Source organism: Rhizobium ruizarguesonis (genome assembly GCF_017357285.1).
GTDB lineage: Bacteria > Pseudomonadota > Alphaproteobacteria > Rhizobiales > Rhizobiaceae > Rhizobium > Rhizobium ruizarguesonis.
The window spans coordinates 4,413,263-4,428,386 of sequence record NZ_CP071678.1 but is presented as its reverse complement, the minus strand read 5'-3'; the positions used below and the strand labels follow the sequence as shown (position 1 = coordinate 4,428,386).

14 protein-coding genes are annotated in these 15,124 nt (G+C 60.8%); 5 read left to right on the top strand and 9 right to left on the bottom strand.

The features are described 5' to 3' along the window. Positions 1-4: 4 nt before the first annotated feature. The 3 genes from J3P73_RS21705 (at position 5) to J3P73_RS21695 (ending at position 2,926) form a co-directional block, all read left to right on the top strand. Positions 5-727 carry a response regulator gene (locus J3P73_RS21705; RefSeq protein ID WP_024322934.1) on the top strand — a complete coding sequence of 241 codons (723 nt, stop codon included), beginning with the start codon at positions 5-7 and terminating at the stop codon, positions 725-727. Continuing rightward, positions 724-2,100 carry a HAMP domain-containing sensor histidine kinase gene (locus tag J3P73_RS21700; RefSeq protein ID WP_130697843.1) on the top strand — a complete coding sequence of 459 codons (1,377 nt, stop codon included), beginning with the start codon at positions 724-726 and terminating at the stop codon, positions 2,098-2,100. The genes J3P73_RS21705 and J3P73_RS21700 overlap by 4 nt, the downstream gene beginning before the upstream one ends. A gap of 166 nt (positions 2,101-2,266) precedes the next feature. Then, entirely contained in the window at positions 2,267-2,926 is a 660-nt protein-coding gene (locus tag J3P73_RS21695) for a DUF3313 domain-containing protein (protein ID WP_197726586.1), read from the top strand. 129 nt (positions 2,927-3,055) lie between these two features. Here J3P73_RS21695 and J3P73_RS21690 read toward each other — a convergent pair whose 3' ends face one another. Continuing rightward, positions 3,056-3,229: a DUF1328 domain-containing protein gene (locus J3P73_RS21690; protein WP_024322931.1), complete on the bottom strand. Its 174-nt coding sequence runs from the start codon at positions 3,227-3,229 to the stop codon at positions 3,056-3,058. 179 nt (positions 3,230-3,408) lie between these two features. Here J3P73_RS21690 and J3P73_RS21685 point away from each other — a divergent pair, with 179 nt between their 5' ends. Further along, positions 3,409-4,023, top strand: coding sequence for a YjbE family putative metal transport protein (locus J3P73_RS21685; RefSeq protein WP_024322930.1), 615 nt, complete (start codon positions 3,409-3,411; stop codon positions 4,021-4,023). A 206-nt stretch (positions 4,024-4,229) separates the two neighbouring features. Here J3P73_RS21685 and J3P73_RS21680 read toward each other — a convergent pair whose 3' ends face one another. The 6 genes from J3P73_RS21680 to J3P73_RS21655 all read right to left on the bottom strand — a co-directional run bounded on the left by J3P73_RS21680 (position 4,230) and on the right by J3P73_RS21655 (position 10,829). Next, entirely contained in the window at positions 4,230-5,657 is a 1,428-nt protein-coding gene (locus J3P73_RS21680; protein ID WP_024322929.1) for a gamma-aminobutyraldehyde dehydrogenase, read from the bottom strand. A gap of 13 nt (positions 5,658-5,670) precedes the next feature. Next, positions 5,671-6,483 carry an ABC transporter permease gene (locus tag J3P73_RS21675; protein ID WP_018072710.1) on the bottom strand — a complete coding sequence of 271 codons (813 nt, stop codon included), beginning with the start codon at positions 6,481-6,483 and terminating at the stop codon, positions 5,671-5,673. After that, complete coding sequence (locus J3P73_RS21670) at positions 6,473-7,438, bottom strand: ABC transporter permease (RefSeq protein WP_003543053.1); 966 nt, start codon at positions 7,436-7,438, stop codon at positions 6,473-6,475. The genes J3P73_RS21675 and J3P73_RS21670 overlap by 11 nt, the downstream gene beginning before the upstream one ends. After that, a complete protein-coding gene (locus tag J3P73_RS21665; protein ID WP_018497506.1) occupies positions 7,435-8,421 on the bottom strand; it encodes an ABC transporter ATP-binding protein in 987 nt (328 codons plus the stop codon). The genes J3P73_RS21670 and J3P73_RS21665 overlap by 4 nt, the downstream gene beginning before the upstream one ends. Before the next feature lie 219 nt (positions 8,422-8,640). After that, positions 8,641-9,801 carry an ABC transporter substrate-binding protein gene (locus J3P73_RS21660; RefSeq protein WP_024322928.1) on the bottom strand — a complete coding sequence of 387 codons (1,161 nt, stop codon included), beginning with the start codon at positions 9,799-9,801 and terminating at the stop codon, positions 8,641-8,643. A gap of 119 nt (positions 9,802-9,920) precedes the next feature. Continuing rightward, positions 9,921-10,829, bottom strand: coding sequence for a LysR family transcriptional regulator (locus J3P73_RS21655; RefSeq protein WP_017967962.1), 909 nt, complete (start codon positions 10,827-10,829; stop codon positions 9,921-9,923). A 179-nt stretch (positions 10,830-11,008) separates the two neighbouring features. On the opposite strand from J3P73_RS21655, the gene J3P73_RS21650 reads away from it, so the two are divergent. Beyond that, complete coding sequence (locus J3P73_RS21650; protein WP_130675791.1) at positions 11,009-11,755, top strand: hypothetical protein; 747 nt, start codon at positions 11,009-11,011, stop codon at positions 11,753-11,755. A gap of 66 nt (positions 11,756-11,821) precedes the next feature. Here J3P73_RS21650 and lysS read toward each other — a convergent pair whose 3' ends face one another. Both lysS and gltX read right to left on the bottom strand, forming a co-directional pair. Next, positions 11,822-13,315, bottom strand: a complete 1,494-nt coding sequence (gene lysS, locus J3P73_RS21645) for a lysine--tRNA ligase (protein WP_024322926.1) — start codon at positions 13,313-13,315, stop codon at positions 11,822-11,824. A gap of 112 nt (positions 13,316-13,427) precedes the next feature. Then, the gene (gltX, locus tag J3P73_RS21640; protein ID WP_024322925.1) at positions 13,428-14,894 is read right to left on the bottom strand and encodes a glutamate--tRNA ligase; all 1,467 of its coding nucleotides are present in this window, start codon (positions 14,892-14,894) and stop codon (positions 13,428-13,430) included. Positions 14,895-15,124: the final 230 nt, after the last annotated feature.

Genomic DNA, 15,124 nt, shown 5'->3' with positions numbered 1-15,124 from the left:
TGAAATGGCAGCTCCCAATCAGGCTCATATCCTCATTGTCGAAGACGATCCCGCCATCGCGGATATGCTGGTGGACCTTGTCCGAAGCAGTGGCTTCGAGGCCTCGTCGGTGGAGAGCGGCGCGGCTATGGATCGAATGATGGCGCGACAGCAATTCGATCTCATCGTCCTCGATGCGATGTTGCCGGGCGAGGACGGCTTCAGCATCTGCAGGCGGCTTCGTGCGTCGTGCTCGGTGCCAATCCTGATGCTGACGGCGCTCCAGGAGGATATCGATCGTATTCTCGGCCTGGAACTCGGAGCCGACGACTATGTCACGAAACCATTCAACTCCCGCGAGCTGCTGGCCCGGATCAAGAGTATTCTCCGAAGAGCGTCATATGCGCATCATCAGGAGGAAGCACTTGGACCGATGGTGTTCTCAGGATGGCGCATCGATCCCAAAAGCCGTCAACTCCACGACGCGGACGGAGCGCAGGTTTCCATGACAACCGCGGAGTTCGATATCCTCCTGGCGTTCTGCTGCAATCCCAACAAGGTTTTGACGCGCGAACAGCTCTTGTCGATGACACATGCCGGATCGGCAGGACCGGTCGAGCGCAGCATCGACGCCCACATCAGCCGGGTCAGGCAAAAGATCGAACCAAATCTGAAAGATCCGACGTTCATAAAGACGGTGCGGCTGGGGGGATATCTCTTCGCATCCAAGGTAGAGCGTCTCTCTTGAGAAATTTTCGGCGCGCTTCGATCCAAAGTCAGATCCTCGTATTGGCGACCTTCCTTGTCGTGCTCGTTTCCGTGGTGGCAACCGCCATGGAACCCTATATCTACGGCCGTCATGACCGCGGGTTTCAAAACGGCCTGTTTGCTGCCAGGGCGGCGATGGTCACGGAGCAATTTGCGCAGGCAAGTTCAGCGCAAGACGAAGTCGCCGTTCTCAAGAGAGCAGCGGCACTCGGCGTTGGGGTCGAAAAACTGTCCCTGGACCGGCCGCTTGCCGGCAAACAGCAGATGGTATCTCCAGGCGAGTTGGTGGCACGTACCAACACCATGCTCGCCGACAATATTTTTGCGGCATTTCATCGCTTCGTCATCGGTCAATCGCACCCTGATGTCCTGACTGTCGGAATCGACGACAAGCGCGCCCTCGTCTTTCAACTGCCGGTTTTTCCCAGCCATGTCTGGTTTGTTCCGGCTGCCGCAAGTGGATTTTTGAAGATCGTCATCCCATTGGTGCTGCTCGCATATTTCAGCAGCCGGCTCATCACCGAGCCTCTAAGGCACTTTGCCGCCGCTGCAAAGCGAGCGAGCATGGAGGGCAGCTGGGAAAAGCCTTTCGAGCCGGACGGCGCATCCGAGATTCGAAGTCTGGCGGAATCGCTGAACGTCATGAGCGATCGAATCCAGCGCATGGCGGAGGATCGAACAAGAATGCTGAGTGGCGTGGGTCATGATCTCAGGACACCTCTGACGAGGTTGCGGATGCGTGCCGAGCGTTCTGGCGAGCCCGAGCTTCGCAGCCTGATGCTGGCCGATATCGCCACCTTGAGTTTCATGATCGACGAGTGCCTGGCCTATTTCAAAGACGCATCCACTGCGGAGACTGATCGAAAGGTCGATATCTCAAGCCTGCTGCAGACGATTGCGACAGACTTCTCCGACATGGGCATCGATGTGAGCTTCACCGGTCCGCGGCGGCTGGCGTTTATCTGCAAACCTCAGGCCCTTACTCGGGCAATTACCAATCTGGTTGACAATGCGTCTCGTTATGCAAAGCAAGTCGAAATCGATCTGCAAGAGAGCGACGATGGCGGGATCAAAATATCGGTGGGCGACAACGGCCCTGGTTTGACCGATGAGGCCAAGGCGAAAGTTCTGGAGCCGTTCTTCAAAGCGGACAAATCCCGCCAGATCGGTGCCAAAGGCGGTTCCGGGCTTGGGCTCGGCCTTCCGATCGCCAAAGGGATCGTCACCAAAGCGCACAATGGACAATTGACGTTGTTGGACAGGAAGCCCACCGGCCTGGTCGTCGTGATCGATCTTCCCGCCCCTCAGGGGATCCAGCCCGGAGGCTCGCCGTCGATCCCTTCATCACATTGACTTACTGCCCGTCGTGGCGTCGTCACGCATCGCGCTGCCTTCGCGGCAAAAGACGGCTCGCCAACATTTCCGCATATCATAGCAAACACAGCAACATTCGAATTCCATAAAACCGGTGCCAGCAGATCCCATGCCATTCGGCATTTCCAAAGCTGGAGCCAAGTCCTTGATAAAAAATCTGAAAATCGGCGTTGCAGTGATGCTTGCCTGTTCGAGCGTTGCCGCATGCACGACCCCTGACCCCACGGTTTATTCCGGACTTGCTTCGGCATCACAGCTCCAGCCGAACACTGAGGATAAAACCGGCCGCGTGCCGTATCGCTATCAGACGAAAGTCAACTGGAGCCAGTACAACCGGATCATCGTCGATCCCGTAACCGTCTATAACGGTCCTGACAGTCAGTTTGGCAAGCTTCCGGAAAAAGACAGGATCTTCCTGGCCAATTACATGCAGACTCAATTCACCGAAAAATTGAAGACGCGCTTTGCGGTCGTCAGCGCTGTCGCTCCGGCAACTCTCAGATTGCATCTGACGCTGACGGGGGCGAAGGCGACGACTGCGGTACTCGGAACGGTCACGCGCATCGACGTCGCAGGCGGATTGTACAATACCGTCCAGGCCGCTCGCGGCCGAGAAGGTTCGATGACCGGTTCGGTGAATTATGCCGTGGAGATCTATGATGCAGCAAGCAATCGTCTCCTGTCGTCCTATGTCACCAAGCAATATCCCAATGCGATGAATATCGGCGCAAGCTTCACGGCGATGGACGCCTCCATGGTGGGCGTTCGCAAAGGTGCCGATGCTCTCCTTGCCGAGTTGAAATAGGCGATAGGAGCAAAAGACCTAGCCATGTTCCATGTACGGCCGAACTGGCCGAGACGTTCGACAACAGAGAGGAAGGGCCGCATGCAGAAGTGATGCGGCCTCGATGTCTTCAAGCGGCCCTGCAACCGCTCATAGGATTGCTTGGCCGGCCATCAGTGCAAGGACAAGGAAGATCAGGAAGATCACCAGCGCGATGCCAAAGAGAACGCGGGCGATTGTCGCGGTGGCGGCGGAGACGCCCGAGAAACCGAAGAAGCCGGCGATGATCGAGACCACGAAAAATATCAGAGCCCATTTCAGCATGACATCATCCTTTGCGTTTGCCTGGGAAAGACGCAGCAACCGGGAAAATGTTCCAGATCGTTTGAATGGAATGGCGATCTCTTTGGAGAAACGCGGGGGAGAAATGCGGTCTTTCCAAAGACCGTACGATCTGTTTCAAGGAACGATCGATTTGCCCCGTCGATGAAAGCTCCGTCATCATGCCAGCTTTTCTGGACCAGCATACAATCTCCGCTTATTTCGAAGTCATCATGATCAATCTCCTGCTGTCGGGAGACAATGTCATCGTCATCGGCATGGCCGCGGCCGGCCTCGTCAGCGAGCTGCGCGGCAAGGCGATCGCCGTCGGCATTGCAGCGGCGGCCGTCATCCGCATCATCTTCGCCGTCATCGCCGCCAGGCTTCTTGTCATCACCGGCATCACGCTTGCCGGCGGCCTGATGCTGCTGTGGATCTGCTGGACAATGGCCCGCGAGCTGCTCTCGGCCGACGAGGAGCAAGCGCACGACGTCTCCCACATCAAGCCGAAGCTCTTCCGGCAGGCGATCGGCCAGATCATCTTCGCCGACGTCTCGATGTCGCTCGACAATGTGCTCGCCGTCGCCGGCGCTGCGAAAGAGAACATCAACGCGCTGATCTTCGGCCTCATCCTTTCGGTGCTGCTGATGGGCGTCGCGTCGAATTTCGTCGCCAGGCTGCTCAATCGCTTCAGGTGGATCGGCTGGATCGGCCTTGCGATCATCGTCTATGTCGCGCTCGACATGATCTGGAGCGGCGGCGGACAATTGCTGGCGCTTTACGGCCACGCGGCCTGAGATAATCCCGCCGGCGTCTCAGCGGCTGGGCGCGAATGACGAGAGGGGCCTTGCCGGCGCGTGAGAAGAGCACCGGCGTCGACACGGCGGGACTGACAAAGGCGTCACCGCCGAGAACCGCCTTCGCGGTCGATGATGCGGATGTCGCCGTCGAGCAGTCGGTCGCCCCGAGGCGCGCTTCATATCCACGGGATATCTTTCGCCGGTCAGCCGTGATTGATCATCACGTGGCGTACGGCGGTGTAGTCTTCCAGCGCGTAGACCGACATGTCCTTGCCGTAGCCCGACTGTTTGAGGCCGCCATGCGGCATCTCGTTGGCGAGCATAAAATGGGTGTTGATCCAGGTGCAGCCATATTGCAGGCGGGCGGCAGTCTTCATGCCGCGGCCGATATCCCTGGTCCAGACGGAGGAGGCCAGGCCATAATCACTGTCGTTTGCCCAGGCAACCGCATCATCGGCATCGGAAAAGCGGGTGACTGACACGACCGGGCCGAAGACCTCGCGGCGGACGATCTCGTCGTCCTGCAGGGCGCCTGATATGACCGTCGGCGTGAAGAAGAAGCCCTTGTCGCCGGAGACCTTGCCGCCGGCGGTGATCTCCATGTGCTTGTGTTCGGAAGCGCGGGCGACGAAGCTTTCGACGCGGTCGCGCTGGCGCTTGGAGATCAGCGGGCCGATCTCGTTTTCGGTATCGTCGGCCTGGTTGAAGCGGATGCTCGAGACGGCCGAGGAGAGGTCGGCGACGAAATTGTCGTAGACCTTGGCATCTGCATAGATGCGGCAGGCGGCGGTGCAGTCCTGGCCGGCATTGTAATAGCCGAAGGTGCGGATGCCTGCGACGACGGCATCGATATCGGCATCGTCGAAGATGATGACCGGGGCCTTGCCGCCGAGTTCCAGATGCGTGCGCTTGACTGTCTTGGCGGCGGCCTGCAGCACCTTCTTGCCGGTTGCGACATCGCCGGTGATCGAGATCATGCCGATCTTGGGATGGTTGATCAGCGCGTTGCCGACGCTTTCGCCGCGGCCGAGGATGACGTTGACGACGCCCTCGGGAAGGATTCCCGAGAGCAGCTTCGCCATTTTCAGCGCCGTCAGCGGCGTCTGCTCTGAGGGCTTGAAGACGACGGTGTTGCCGCCGGCGATCGCCGGCGCCAGCTTCCAGGCCATCATCATCAGCGGATAGTTCCACGGCGCGATCGAGCCGACGATGCCGATTGGATCGCGACGGATCATTGAGGTGTGGCCGGGCAGGTATTCGCCGGCCGCCGGTGCGTGCAGGTTGCGCACGGCCCCCGCAAAAAAGCGATAACAATCGACGATCGCCGGGATTTCGTCGTTCAGCACCGCATTGATCGGCTTGCCGCAGTTCAGCGCCTCTAGTGCGGCAAAGCCGGCGGCATCCTTCTCGATCGCGTCGGCGATCTTCAACAGGTAGCCGGAGCGCTCGCCGGGCGTCGTCTGCGACCAGCTCGTGAAGGCCTTTTCGGCGGCGTCGACTGCGGCGTCGACCTGGGAAAGCGACGCTTCGGCAAGGTCCAGCACCGTCTCGCCCGTCTTGGGGTTCAGGACGTGCTCTTCCGTTTCCGTGCCTTTTTCAAAGCGGGAACCGATCAGCATTTGGATATCCATGATGTTCTCCCTGTTATTTGCCGGCGCCGGCGATCTGGTCGCCGTCGCGGGTGAGGTAATAGGCTGCCAGGATCGGCAGGAAGGTAACGAGCACGACGACCATGGCGACCACATTGGTGACCGGGCGTTGGCGCGGGCGGATGAGTTCTTCGAGCATCCAGATCGGCAAGGTCGATTGCTGGCCGCCGGTGAAGGTGGTGACGATGACCTCGTCGAAGGACAGCGCGAAGGCGAGCATGCCGCCAGCGAGCAGGGCAGTGCCGATATTCGGCAGGATGACATGGCGGAAGGTCTGGAAGCCGTCGGCGCCGAGATCCATCGAGGCCTCGATCAGCGAGCCTGATGTGCGGCGGAAGCGGGCGACCGCATTGTTGTAGACGACCACGACGCAGAAGGTGGCGTGACCGAGCACGATGGTCCAGACCGAAAACGGGATATCGAACAGGCTGAAGGCGGAGCGCAGCGCAATGCCGGTGATGATGCCGGGAAGCGCAATCGGCAGGATGACGAGCAGCGAGATCGCCTCGCGGCCGAAGAATTTCGTCTGGCTGACGGCTGCCGCACAGAGCGTGCCGAGCACCAGCGCGATCGCCGTGGCGATGACGGCGACCTGCACGGAAAGCCCAAGCGCCGACCAGACATCCGGCCGGTTCCAGGCAACGGCGAACCATTGCAGCGTCAGGCCAGGCGGCGGCCACTGATAGCTCTTCTCCTCCGTCGTGAAGGCGTAGACGAAGATCAGCAGGATCGGCAGGTGCAGGAAGAGCAGCCCGCCGGCGGCTGCGATCTTCAGGGGAAGCGGCGATGTCTTGAGGTCAGAGCGCATCGAAGGCCCCCTGTTTCTTCGCGAGCCAGAGATAGAGCGCCATGATGACGATCGGCACGACGGAAAAGGCGGCCGCCAGCGGCACGTTGCCGGCCGTTCCCTGCTGGGTATAGACCGCCTGGCCGATGAAGAGCCGGGACGAGCCGATGATCTGCGGGATGATATAATCGCCCAATGTCAGCGAGAAGGTGAAGATCGAACCGGCAACGATGCCGGGCAATGCCAACGGCAGCAGCACGGTGCGGAAAGTCTGACGCGGCGTGGCGCCGAGATCCGACGAGGCCTCTATCAGGTTGCCGGGCACACGCTCGAGGGCTGCCTGTGTCGGCAGGATCATATAAGGCAACCAGATATAGACGAAGACGATGAAGGTGCCGAGGTAGCTCACCGAGAGCGAATTGCCGCCGATAACAGGCAGGTTCAGGATGCCGTCCAGCAGCCAGGAGAGATGCAGCTTCTCGAAGATCCAGGTGAGGATGCCTTCCTTGGCGAGGATCAGCTTCCAGGCGTAGATCTTGACGAGATAGCTCGACCAGAGCGGCAGCATGATGCCGAGATAGAATAGCGCCTTCCATTTGCCTTGCGCATAACGCGCTGTGTAGTAGGCGATCGGGAAGGCGATCAAGGCGGAAGCGATGGTCACCAGCGCTGCCATGACGAAAGTGCGGATGATGATGTCGAAATTCGTCGGGTTTAGAAGCTGCGCATAGGTCGAAAGGGTGAATTCGTAATTCACCAGGCCTGAGAAATCGTCGATCGAAAAGAAACTCTGCAGAAGCAGGGCGAGCAGCGAACCGATATAGATGATGCCGAGCCAGAGCAGCGGCGGTGTCAGCATCAGGAAGAGCAGCAGTTTCGGGTGCCGCCAGAAGGCATCGGACAGCCGGCCGAAGAGGCCGCCGCGCCCCGGAAGAATCGATGTCGCCTCATTGGTGGTGATGAAGATCGCCGTCATGCCGCGTCATCCATGTAGTGGATATCGCCGGGCTGCCAGGCAAGGCGTATGCCGGCGCCGACGACAGGCACATCTGCGCCCGCCGGCAGCATCACATGCAGCCGCGCCCCCCGGAGGCCAACGGTGAGGCGCGTGGCTGCGCCGAGGAAGCTCGCATTGTCGACCTGCGCCTCGACGCCGTCGCCTGCCAGCCGGATTGCTTCGGGACGAAGGCTTGCCCAGCGTCTTTCGCCGCCGAGTGAGGCCATCAGATCAGGCGCGATGACGTTCGACGAGCCGACGAAATCGGCGACGAAGCGGTTTTTCGGGCGGCGGTAGATATCCTGCGGCGTGCCCTCCTGGACGATGTTGCCGTCGTTGAAGACGGCGACGCGGTCGGCCATGGACAGCGCCTCGCCCTGATCGTGGGTGACGAAGACGAAGGTGATGCCGAGCGCGCGCTGCAGGCTCTTCAACTCTTCTTGCATCTGTTCGCGCAGTTTCAAGTCCAGGGCGCCGAGCGGCTCGTCGAGCAGCAGCACCTTAGGCTTGTTGACGAGCGCGCGGGCGAGCGCCACGCGCTGGCGCTGGCCGCCGGACAACTGGCCGGGGCGGCGGGCGCCATAGCCCGGCAGCTTGACGAGCTCAAGGGCGTCGCCCGCAGCCTTCATCCGTTCCGCTTTGCCGATGCCCTTGACCATCAGCCCGTAGGCGACATTGTCGAGGATGTTCAGATGCGGGAAGAGCGCGTAGTCCTGGAATACAGTGTTGACATTGCGGCGATAGGGCGGGACGCCCTCGGCCGTCTCGCCGAAGATCTGGATATGGCCCGATGTCGGCTGTTCGAAGCCGGCTATCAATCGCAGGCACGTCGTCTTGCCTGAGCCGGAGGGGCCAAGCATCGCGAAGAACTCGCCCGGCGCGATCTCGAGATCGACGCCGTCGACGGCGCGAACCTGGCCGAAATGGCGCGATACCTGCTGGAAACGGACGGCTGACGTCATTGGGGGCTCCGGCTTCTTTGCTTTTAGAGAGGCTGCGGTCTTGGTTCATATGATGACCCCGCCCCAAACCCCTCCCCACGAGGGGGAGGGGCTTAATCTGCCGTACCCCTTTCGCAAATACCTTGGCGTTTCGGCAGGAATTCGGGGGTGCCACTCGGAGCCCTCCCCCTTGTGGGGAGAGGTCTCACGCTACAACGGTCATCTCAGTGAGGACGTAAATTACCGCCCGCCGATCACGCCGATATAATCCGACACCCAACGATGGTACGGCACGCATTCGCTCTGCGTGGCGCATTTGGCGACCGGGGTCTTCCAGAACTTGATCTTGTCGAAGTGATCGAAGCCGTTGGTGGCGCAGCCGGCATCGCCCATCAGTTCGTTGCCCTTGCAGGCGGCGGGAACGGAGGGAACGGCGCCGAACCAAGCGGCGGCGTCACCCTGGACCTTGGCCTTCAGCGAATGTTCCATCCACATATAGGCGCAGTTCGGATGCTCGCTGTCGGCGTGCAGCATGGTGGTATCGGCCCAGCCGGTCACGCCTTCATCCGGGAAGGCGGAGGCGATCTTCTGCTTGTCGGCCTGCAGCAGGTTCACCTGGAAGGGCCAGGAGCCGGAAGCGACAACGCCTTCGTTCTTGAAATCGTCGATCTGGATCATCGCGTCGTGCCAGTAGCGGGAGACGAGCTTGCGCTGGCCGCGCAGCAGGTCGAGGGCGGCCTTGTACTGGTCCTCGTTCAGCTCGTAGGGGTCCTTGATGCCGAGATCCGGCTTATGGGCCATCAGATACATTGCGGCGTCGGCAATGTAGATCGCGCCGTCATAGGCCTGGACGCGGCCCTTGTTCGACTTGCCGTCGGGCAGCGTCTGCTCTTCGAAGACGACATTCCAGCTCGTCGGCGCCTTGTCCTTGAAGGCGTCGGTATTGTACATCAGCACGTTCGGCCCCCAGAGATAGGGCACGCCGTAATGCACGCCGCCGAACGTGTACCACGGGCCGTTCTGCAGGCGCTCGTCGACGGTCTTGAAGCTCGGGATCAGATCGGTGTTGATCGGCTGGACACGTTTGCCGGCGATGAGGCGGAGCGAGGCGTCGCCTGATGCGGTGACGAGATCGAAGCCGCCCTCGTTCATCAGCGATACCATTTCATCGGAGGTGGCGGCGGTCTTGACGGAGACCTTGCAGCCGGTCTCCTTTTCGAAATCGGTGACCCAGTCGTAATTCTTGTCGGTTTCGCCGCGCTCGATATAGCCGGCCCAGGCCACGATGCTGACCGCACCTTCGCCCTTGCCGAGCGCCTTGAGCGGTTCTGCGGCGATCACCTGCGTGGCGAAGCTCAGGCAGGCGATAGCTGCCGTGCAGGATTTCAAGAGATTCGTCATCATCCGTCTCCCGGTTTGGTGCCACTTCTGTGGCGTATTGTTCCCGGCTGAAAAGGTGACGTGAAAAGTTCGCTTTCGCAAATTCATTTATCAGAAAGGCGATATCGGAAATTCCGATATCAGCGGACGCGGCCGGAGCGCATGCTTTCGGCGATGCCGACAAAATCGCGTGCTGCCTGCGGCAGGCTGGAACCTTTGCGCCAGACCATACCGACCTGGACGACCGGCAGCGAGCCGGAGACATCGCGGCTTTCGATGCGGTCGCCTTCCAGCGACCACGGGCGATAGACGAGATCGGGAAGCAGCGCCACGCCGGCGCCTGTTGCAACCAGGCTGCGCACCGCCTCCACCGAGCGGGTGCGGAAGGCGACATGCGGGCGGGCGCCGAGTGCTGAGAGCAGCTTGCCGGTGTTCTCCTCGATTTCGTCGACTGTCAGCATGATTAGCGGTTCGCGGGCGATGTCGGCGACCGAGATGATGTCTGCCGAGACCAGCGGGTGGCCCATCGGCAGCCATAGTCGATAGGGCGAGGTTTCGAGGATTTCCGCCTGCAGCGCCATGCGGTCGCGCAGGTTGGAGATCACCATGACGGCGACATCCAATTCGCCGCCGACCAGCAGATGTTCGAGATAACCGCCATTGTCCTCGATGGCGCTGACCTCGATGCCCGGGCAGGCGCGGCGGTATCGCGCCAAGAGATCGGAGAGGACGTAGCCGGCGACGAGCGAAGTGACGCCGATGTTCAGCGTTCCGGAGAGGGCGCTTTGCTGGCCGGAAAAGCTGGTCCGTGCATCGGAGACGGAGGCCAGGATCTTCGTCGCGTGGCGCAGGAACTGGTGGCCGTTATGGGTGATCGTCAGGCCGCGCGGATGACGCTCGAAGAGCTCGACGCCGAGGTCGGTTTCGAGCTCCTTCAGTGCTTCCGTCACCGAGGATTGCGAGATCGAAAGGTTCTGTGCGGCTCGCGTCACCGAACCCTGTTCGGCGACGGCGACGAAATATTGAACCTGGCGAAGCGTGAAGGCCATGGGCGTTTAGAGCATGGCGGAACAGGCCGTGGCAAGCGGCCGGAAAAAGCGGACCTTTTTTGGTGTTTTCCCAAAATGGGTCAGGCTTCGCATGCCCACTTAAACTTTCGGAAACGTCATTTCCTTAGCGTTCTCAGCACTTGTCCTGCGTTGGAGTTTCAGATGGCGGAGCAGTTGGCGTGAAGGCCTTACTGCGCATATTCCGGCCTTCCCGGAAATTGGCAATCATCATCGGTGGAGTCGCTCTTCTGGCGGGCGTTTCCGGCGGTGCGGCGGTCTATGTCGGCAAGGACAGGCTGATCGGTGCAACTGGTGGTGGCTACGGGCTCGAATGCAGCGACGTCAACCTGGTGACGATCCGGAAGCAGGACCACGTCTGGGTGCGGAAATACATCAAGACCGAACCGACCGATGGGATGACGCGCGTCAAGACCGCGCTTCGGGTCGCCCAGGCCGTTTATGCCGCGCAGAAGCCGGATCTGGTCCAGGTGGTGGTGCTCGACGAGAACGGCCCGACGTTGCGTGCCGACATTCGCGGCCGCGCGATCGGCGCCGACGTCGTCTATATCCCGCATCCCGACAAGACCGTTCCCGGCCTCGACGATAAGTCCTATACAGCGCGCTACTACGACGGCAAGGCCAGCGAAAACGGACTGTTCTTTGGCGAACGGATAGAGATGCCGTTTGACGAGATCGCCATGATCAGCGCCGCTTTCAAGGATCCCGAGGATTGCGTGGACCCGGTCGCGGTTGGTTCGACGAAGAACGGGGAAAAGGGCAAGGAAAAGAAGGCCGCAGGTGGCGGACATGGCGCAGTACCGCCGGCCGAAAGCGAAGCCGCGCCTGCTGCCGAGGGCCGCGGCGCCGATGTGGTGGCCGAGGCGCCGGCGGAAGAGCCGCCGGCAGAAGCCGCCAAATCTCACTGAACGACCGGCATAAAAAGGCGGAGTGCCGGCCCGGTACTCCGCCTCATTCTTTTACGTCTGTTCCTGTCAGTCGGCCTTGCTGCGGCGGGCCGGGAAGAGGATGACGTCGCGGATCGACGGCGCATTGGTCAGAAGCATGATGAGACGATCGACGCCGATGCCGAGGCCACCTGCCGGCGGCATGCCCTGGTCGATCGCGTCGAGGAATTCCTCGTCCAGCTGTTTTTCCTTTTCGCCGCGGGCATGCGCCTGTTCGAGCTGCTCGACCATGCGGCGGCGCTGCTCTTCGGGATCGTTCAGTTCCGAGAAGGCGTTGCCGAGTTCCCAGGCGTTGCAATAGGTCTCGAAGCGTTCGACGAGACGCGGCTCGCCGGGCACTTCCTTGGCGAAGGGCGAAATGTCCTTCGGGAAATGCGTGACATGCGACGGCTGGATCAGGGTGGATTCAACTTTTTCCTCGAAGATGAAGGCGAGGCATTCGCCCCAGGTCCAATCCTTCTCGACCGCAAAGCCGGCAGCCTTGGCGGCGGCGCGCGCCTCTTCATCGGTCTTGATGGCGAGGAAGTCGATGCCGGTCGCTTCCTTGACGGCATCGGGCATCGGCACGCGCTTGAACGGACCCTTGAAGGACATGGTCTTGTCGCCGAAGGGGAATTCCGTCGCGCCATGAATGGAGAGTGCTAAGCTCTCGAACAGCCGCTCGACGAGGTCCATGATGTCCTCGTAGTCGGCATAGGCCCAATAACACTCCATCATGGTGAATTCGGGATTGTGCCGGGTGGAGACGCCTTCGTTACGGAAGTTCCGGTTGATCTCGAAGACCTTGTCGGTCAGCCCCGACACCAGCGTGCGCTTGAGGAACAGTTCCGGCGCGATGCGCAGATACATGTCGAGCTTCAGCGTGTTGTGATGGGTCTTGAACGGCTCGGCGGTGGCGCCGCCATAGACCGAATGCAGCATCGGCGTCTCGACTTCCATGAAGCCGTCATTTTCCATGAAGCGGCGGATGCCGGAGAGGATCTTCGAGCGCTGCTGGAAGCGGAGCTTCGAATCCTCGTTGGTCATGATGTCGAGATGGCGCTTGCGATAGCGCAACTCGATGTCGGAGAGGCCGTGCCACTTTTCCGGCATCGGCAGCAGCGACTTCGTCAGCATGGTGATCGTCTGTGCGTTGATCGTCAGCTCGCCGCGCTTGGTGCGGCGCACGATACCGGTGACGCCGATGATGTCGCCGATGTCGATCATCGGCAGCAGGGCGCGGGCTTCTTCCGGGGTCGTGTCCTTGTGACTGAAAATCTGGATCTTGCCGCCGGCATCGTGGATGTCCATGAACATGCCGGAGTTGCGCGACGAGTATACGCGGCCGGCGACGGTGACGACATCCTGCGTCTCGACGTCAGGTTCCAGGTTCTCATATTTCGCGATGAGCTCGGCATTGGTCATCGTGCGGTGGAAATGCGCCGGATAGACCTCGCCGATCTGCTCGCGCAGCAGCTTCAGCTTCTGGGCGCGCACTTCCGTCGCGTCGGAGGAAAGGGTGTTTTCAGTCTTGTCGTTCATGTCTTTTGCCTCATCGATGCGGCATGAATTCTAAATCAACGTTTCCGTTGGCTCGAAGCGTCGCGAATGGCTCCGCGCTAACCCTCCCCCTTGTGGGGAGGGGCTTTCGCTGTCATTTCGAGCCGACGAGGGCGGCGACCGCCTGCGAGGCGAGCTTCAGGCGCTGACGCACGACCGAGCGGCCGAGGATCGCCATGGAATCGAAGAGTGGCAGCGAGCGCGACGAGCCGGACACGGCGACGAAGAGCGGCGAGACCACGACCTTCAGCTTCTTGCCCATGCGGTCGGCGATCGCGCGCAGCTCCGCCTCGATCGTCTCGACATTCCATTCCAGGATCTTTTCGAGATCCGGCTGAACGGTGTTGAGGATCTCCAGGATCTCTTCCGGCGGCGACTTAATCTTGGCGAAGTCGGAAGGCTGCAGGCCGAGATCGGACTTCAGCAGGAAGCCGGCAAGATCGGGCAGTTCTCCGAGCTTGGAAATGCGCGTCTGCGACAGGCGCAGACCTTCCTTGAGACGGTCGTTTTCCATCGCCCAACTCAGCACACGCCCCTGGAATTCCTCCTCGGAAAGCTTCTCGCGGATCCAGCGGCCGTTCAGCCAGTCGAGCTTCTGAATGTCAAAGATCGCACCGGCCTTGGAGAGGTTTGCCGGGTCGAACTTCTCGGAGAGCTCGTCCATACCAAGGAGCTCTTCGCCCTCGGCGATCTGGATGAAGAACAGGCCGAGGAAGTTCATCAGCGCTTCCGGGATATAGCCGAGCGCGGAGTAATAGGAGATCGAGGTCGGGTTCTTGCGCTTCGACAGCTTCGACTTGTCGGCATTGCGCATCAGCGACAGATGCATGAAGACCGGCTGATCCCAGTCGAAATAGCGATAAAGCAGGATGTGCTTCGGCACCGAAGCCAGCCATTCCTCGCCGCGCGCCACATGGGTGATCTTCATCAAATGGTCGTCGATGACATTGGCCATATGATAGGTCGGCATGCCGTCGGCCTTGACGAGCACCTGCATGTCGACCGAATCCCACGGAATGGAGACATCGCCGTAGACGCCGTCCGTGAAGTCGCATGAGCCTTCGGCCGGAATCTTCATGCGGATGACGGTCGTCTCGCCGGCGGCCATACGCGAGGTGACTTCCTCGGCCGTGAGGTTGAGGCAGAGACCATCGTACTTCGGCGGCTTGCCGGCGGCGCGCTGGGTTTCGCGCATCTGCTCCAGCCGCGCGGGTGTGCAGAAACAGCGGAAGGCATGGCCCTTGTCCAGCAATTCCTGCCCGTAAGGCTGGTACATTTCCTTGCGGTCGGACTGGCGATAGGGGCCGTAGGGGCCGCCGATATCAGGGCCTTCCTTCCATTCCAGCCCGCACCATTTCAGGGCGTCCAACACCTTCGTTTCGAATTCCGGGGTCGAGCGCGTCGCATCGGTATCCTCGATGCGCAGGATGAACTCGCCGCCATGCTTCTTGGCGAAAAGGTAGTTGAAAAGAGCGATGTAAGCGGTGCCGACATGCGGCTCGCCGGTCGGCGAGGGAGCGATGCGGACGCGGACGCCGGTAGCTGTCCCGGAAACTGTCATTGTGTGTGCCCGTCAATGAATGCCGGACGGCTTTCATGGGAAAGCGACGTACGGCCGGAAGGATGCAGATAGCTTCATCGGCAAACCGGCCGGAAAAAGGGCATGCGCCCGCACTATCCGCCGATCGTCCGTTCGGCTGGCCTTAGGCCATATTCAACCGGGCGCGTCAAGAAAAACACGCCAGGAACGGCCTGATGGCAATGCGTGAGGGCGCGCCAGTTCCGCCGCGC

Coding starts and splice junctions, on each gene's coding strand:
- J3P73_RS21705 (WP_024322934.1), top strand. CDS start 5: ATGGCAGCTCCCAATCAGGCTCATATCCTCATTGTCGAAGACGATCCC.
- J3P73_RS21685 (WP_024322930.1), top strand. CDS start 3,409: ATGCCAGCTTTTCTGGACCAGCATACAATCTCCGCTTATTTCGAAGTC.
- J3P73_RS21655 (WP_017967962.1), bottom strand. CDS start 10,829: ATGGCCTTCACGCTTCGCCAGGTTCAATATTTCGTCGCCGTCGCCGAA.
- J3P73_RS21675 (WP_018072710.1), bottom strand. CDS start 6,483: ATGCGCTCTGACCTCAAGACATCGCCGCTTCCCCTGAAGATCGCAGCC.
- J3P73_RS21680 (WP_024322929.1), bottom strand. CDS start 5,657: ATGGATATCCAAATGCTGATCGGTTCCCGCTTTGAAAAAGGCACGGAA.
- gltX (WP_024322925.1), bottom strand. CDS start 14,894: ATGACAGTTTCCGGGACAGCTACCGGCGTCCGCGTCCGCATCGCTCCC.
- lysS (WP_024322926.1), bottom strand. CDS start 13,315: ATGAACGACAAGACTGAAAACACCCTTTCCTCCGACGCGACGGAAGTG.
- J3P73_RS21665 (WP_018497506.1), bottom strand. CDS start 8,421: ATGACGTCAGCCGTCCGTTTCCAGCAGGTATCGCGCCATTTCGGCCAG.
- J3P73_RS21690 (WP_024322931.1), bottom strand. CDS start 3,229: ATGCTGAAATGGGCTCTGATATTTTTCGTGGTCTCGATCATCGCCGGC.
- J3P73_RS21670 (WP_003543053.1), bottom strand. CDS start 7,438: ATGACGGCGATCTTCATCACCACCAATGAGGCGACATCGATTCTTCCG.
- J3P73_RS21660 (WP_024322928.1), bottom strand. CDS start 9,801: ATGACGAATCTCTTGAAATCCTGCACGGCAGCTATCGCCTGCCTGAGC.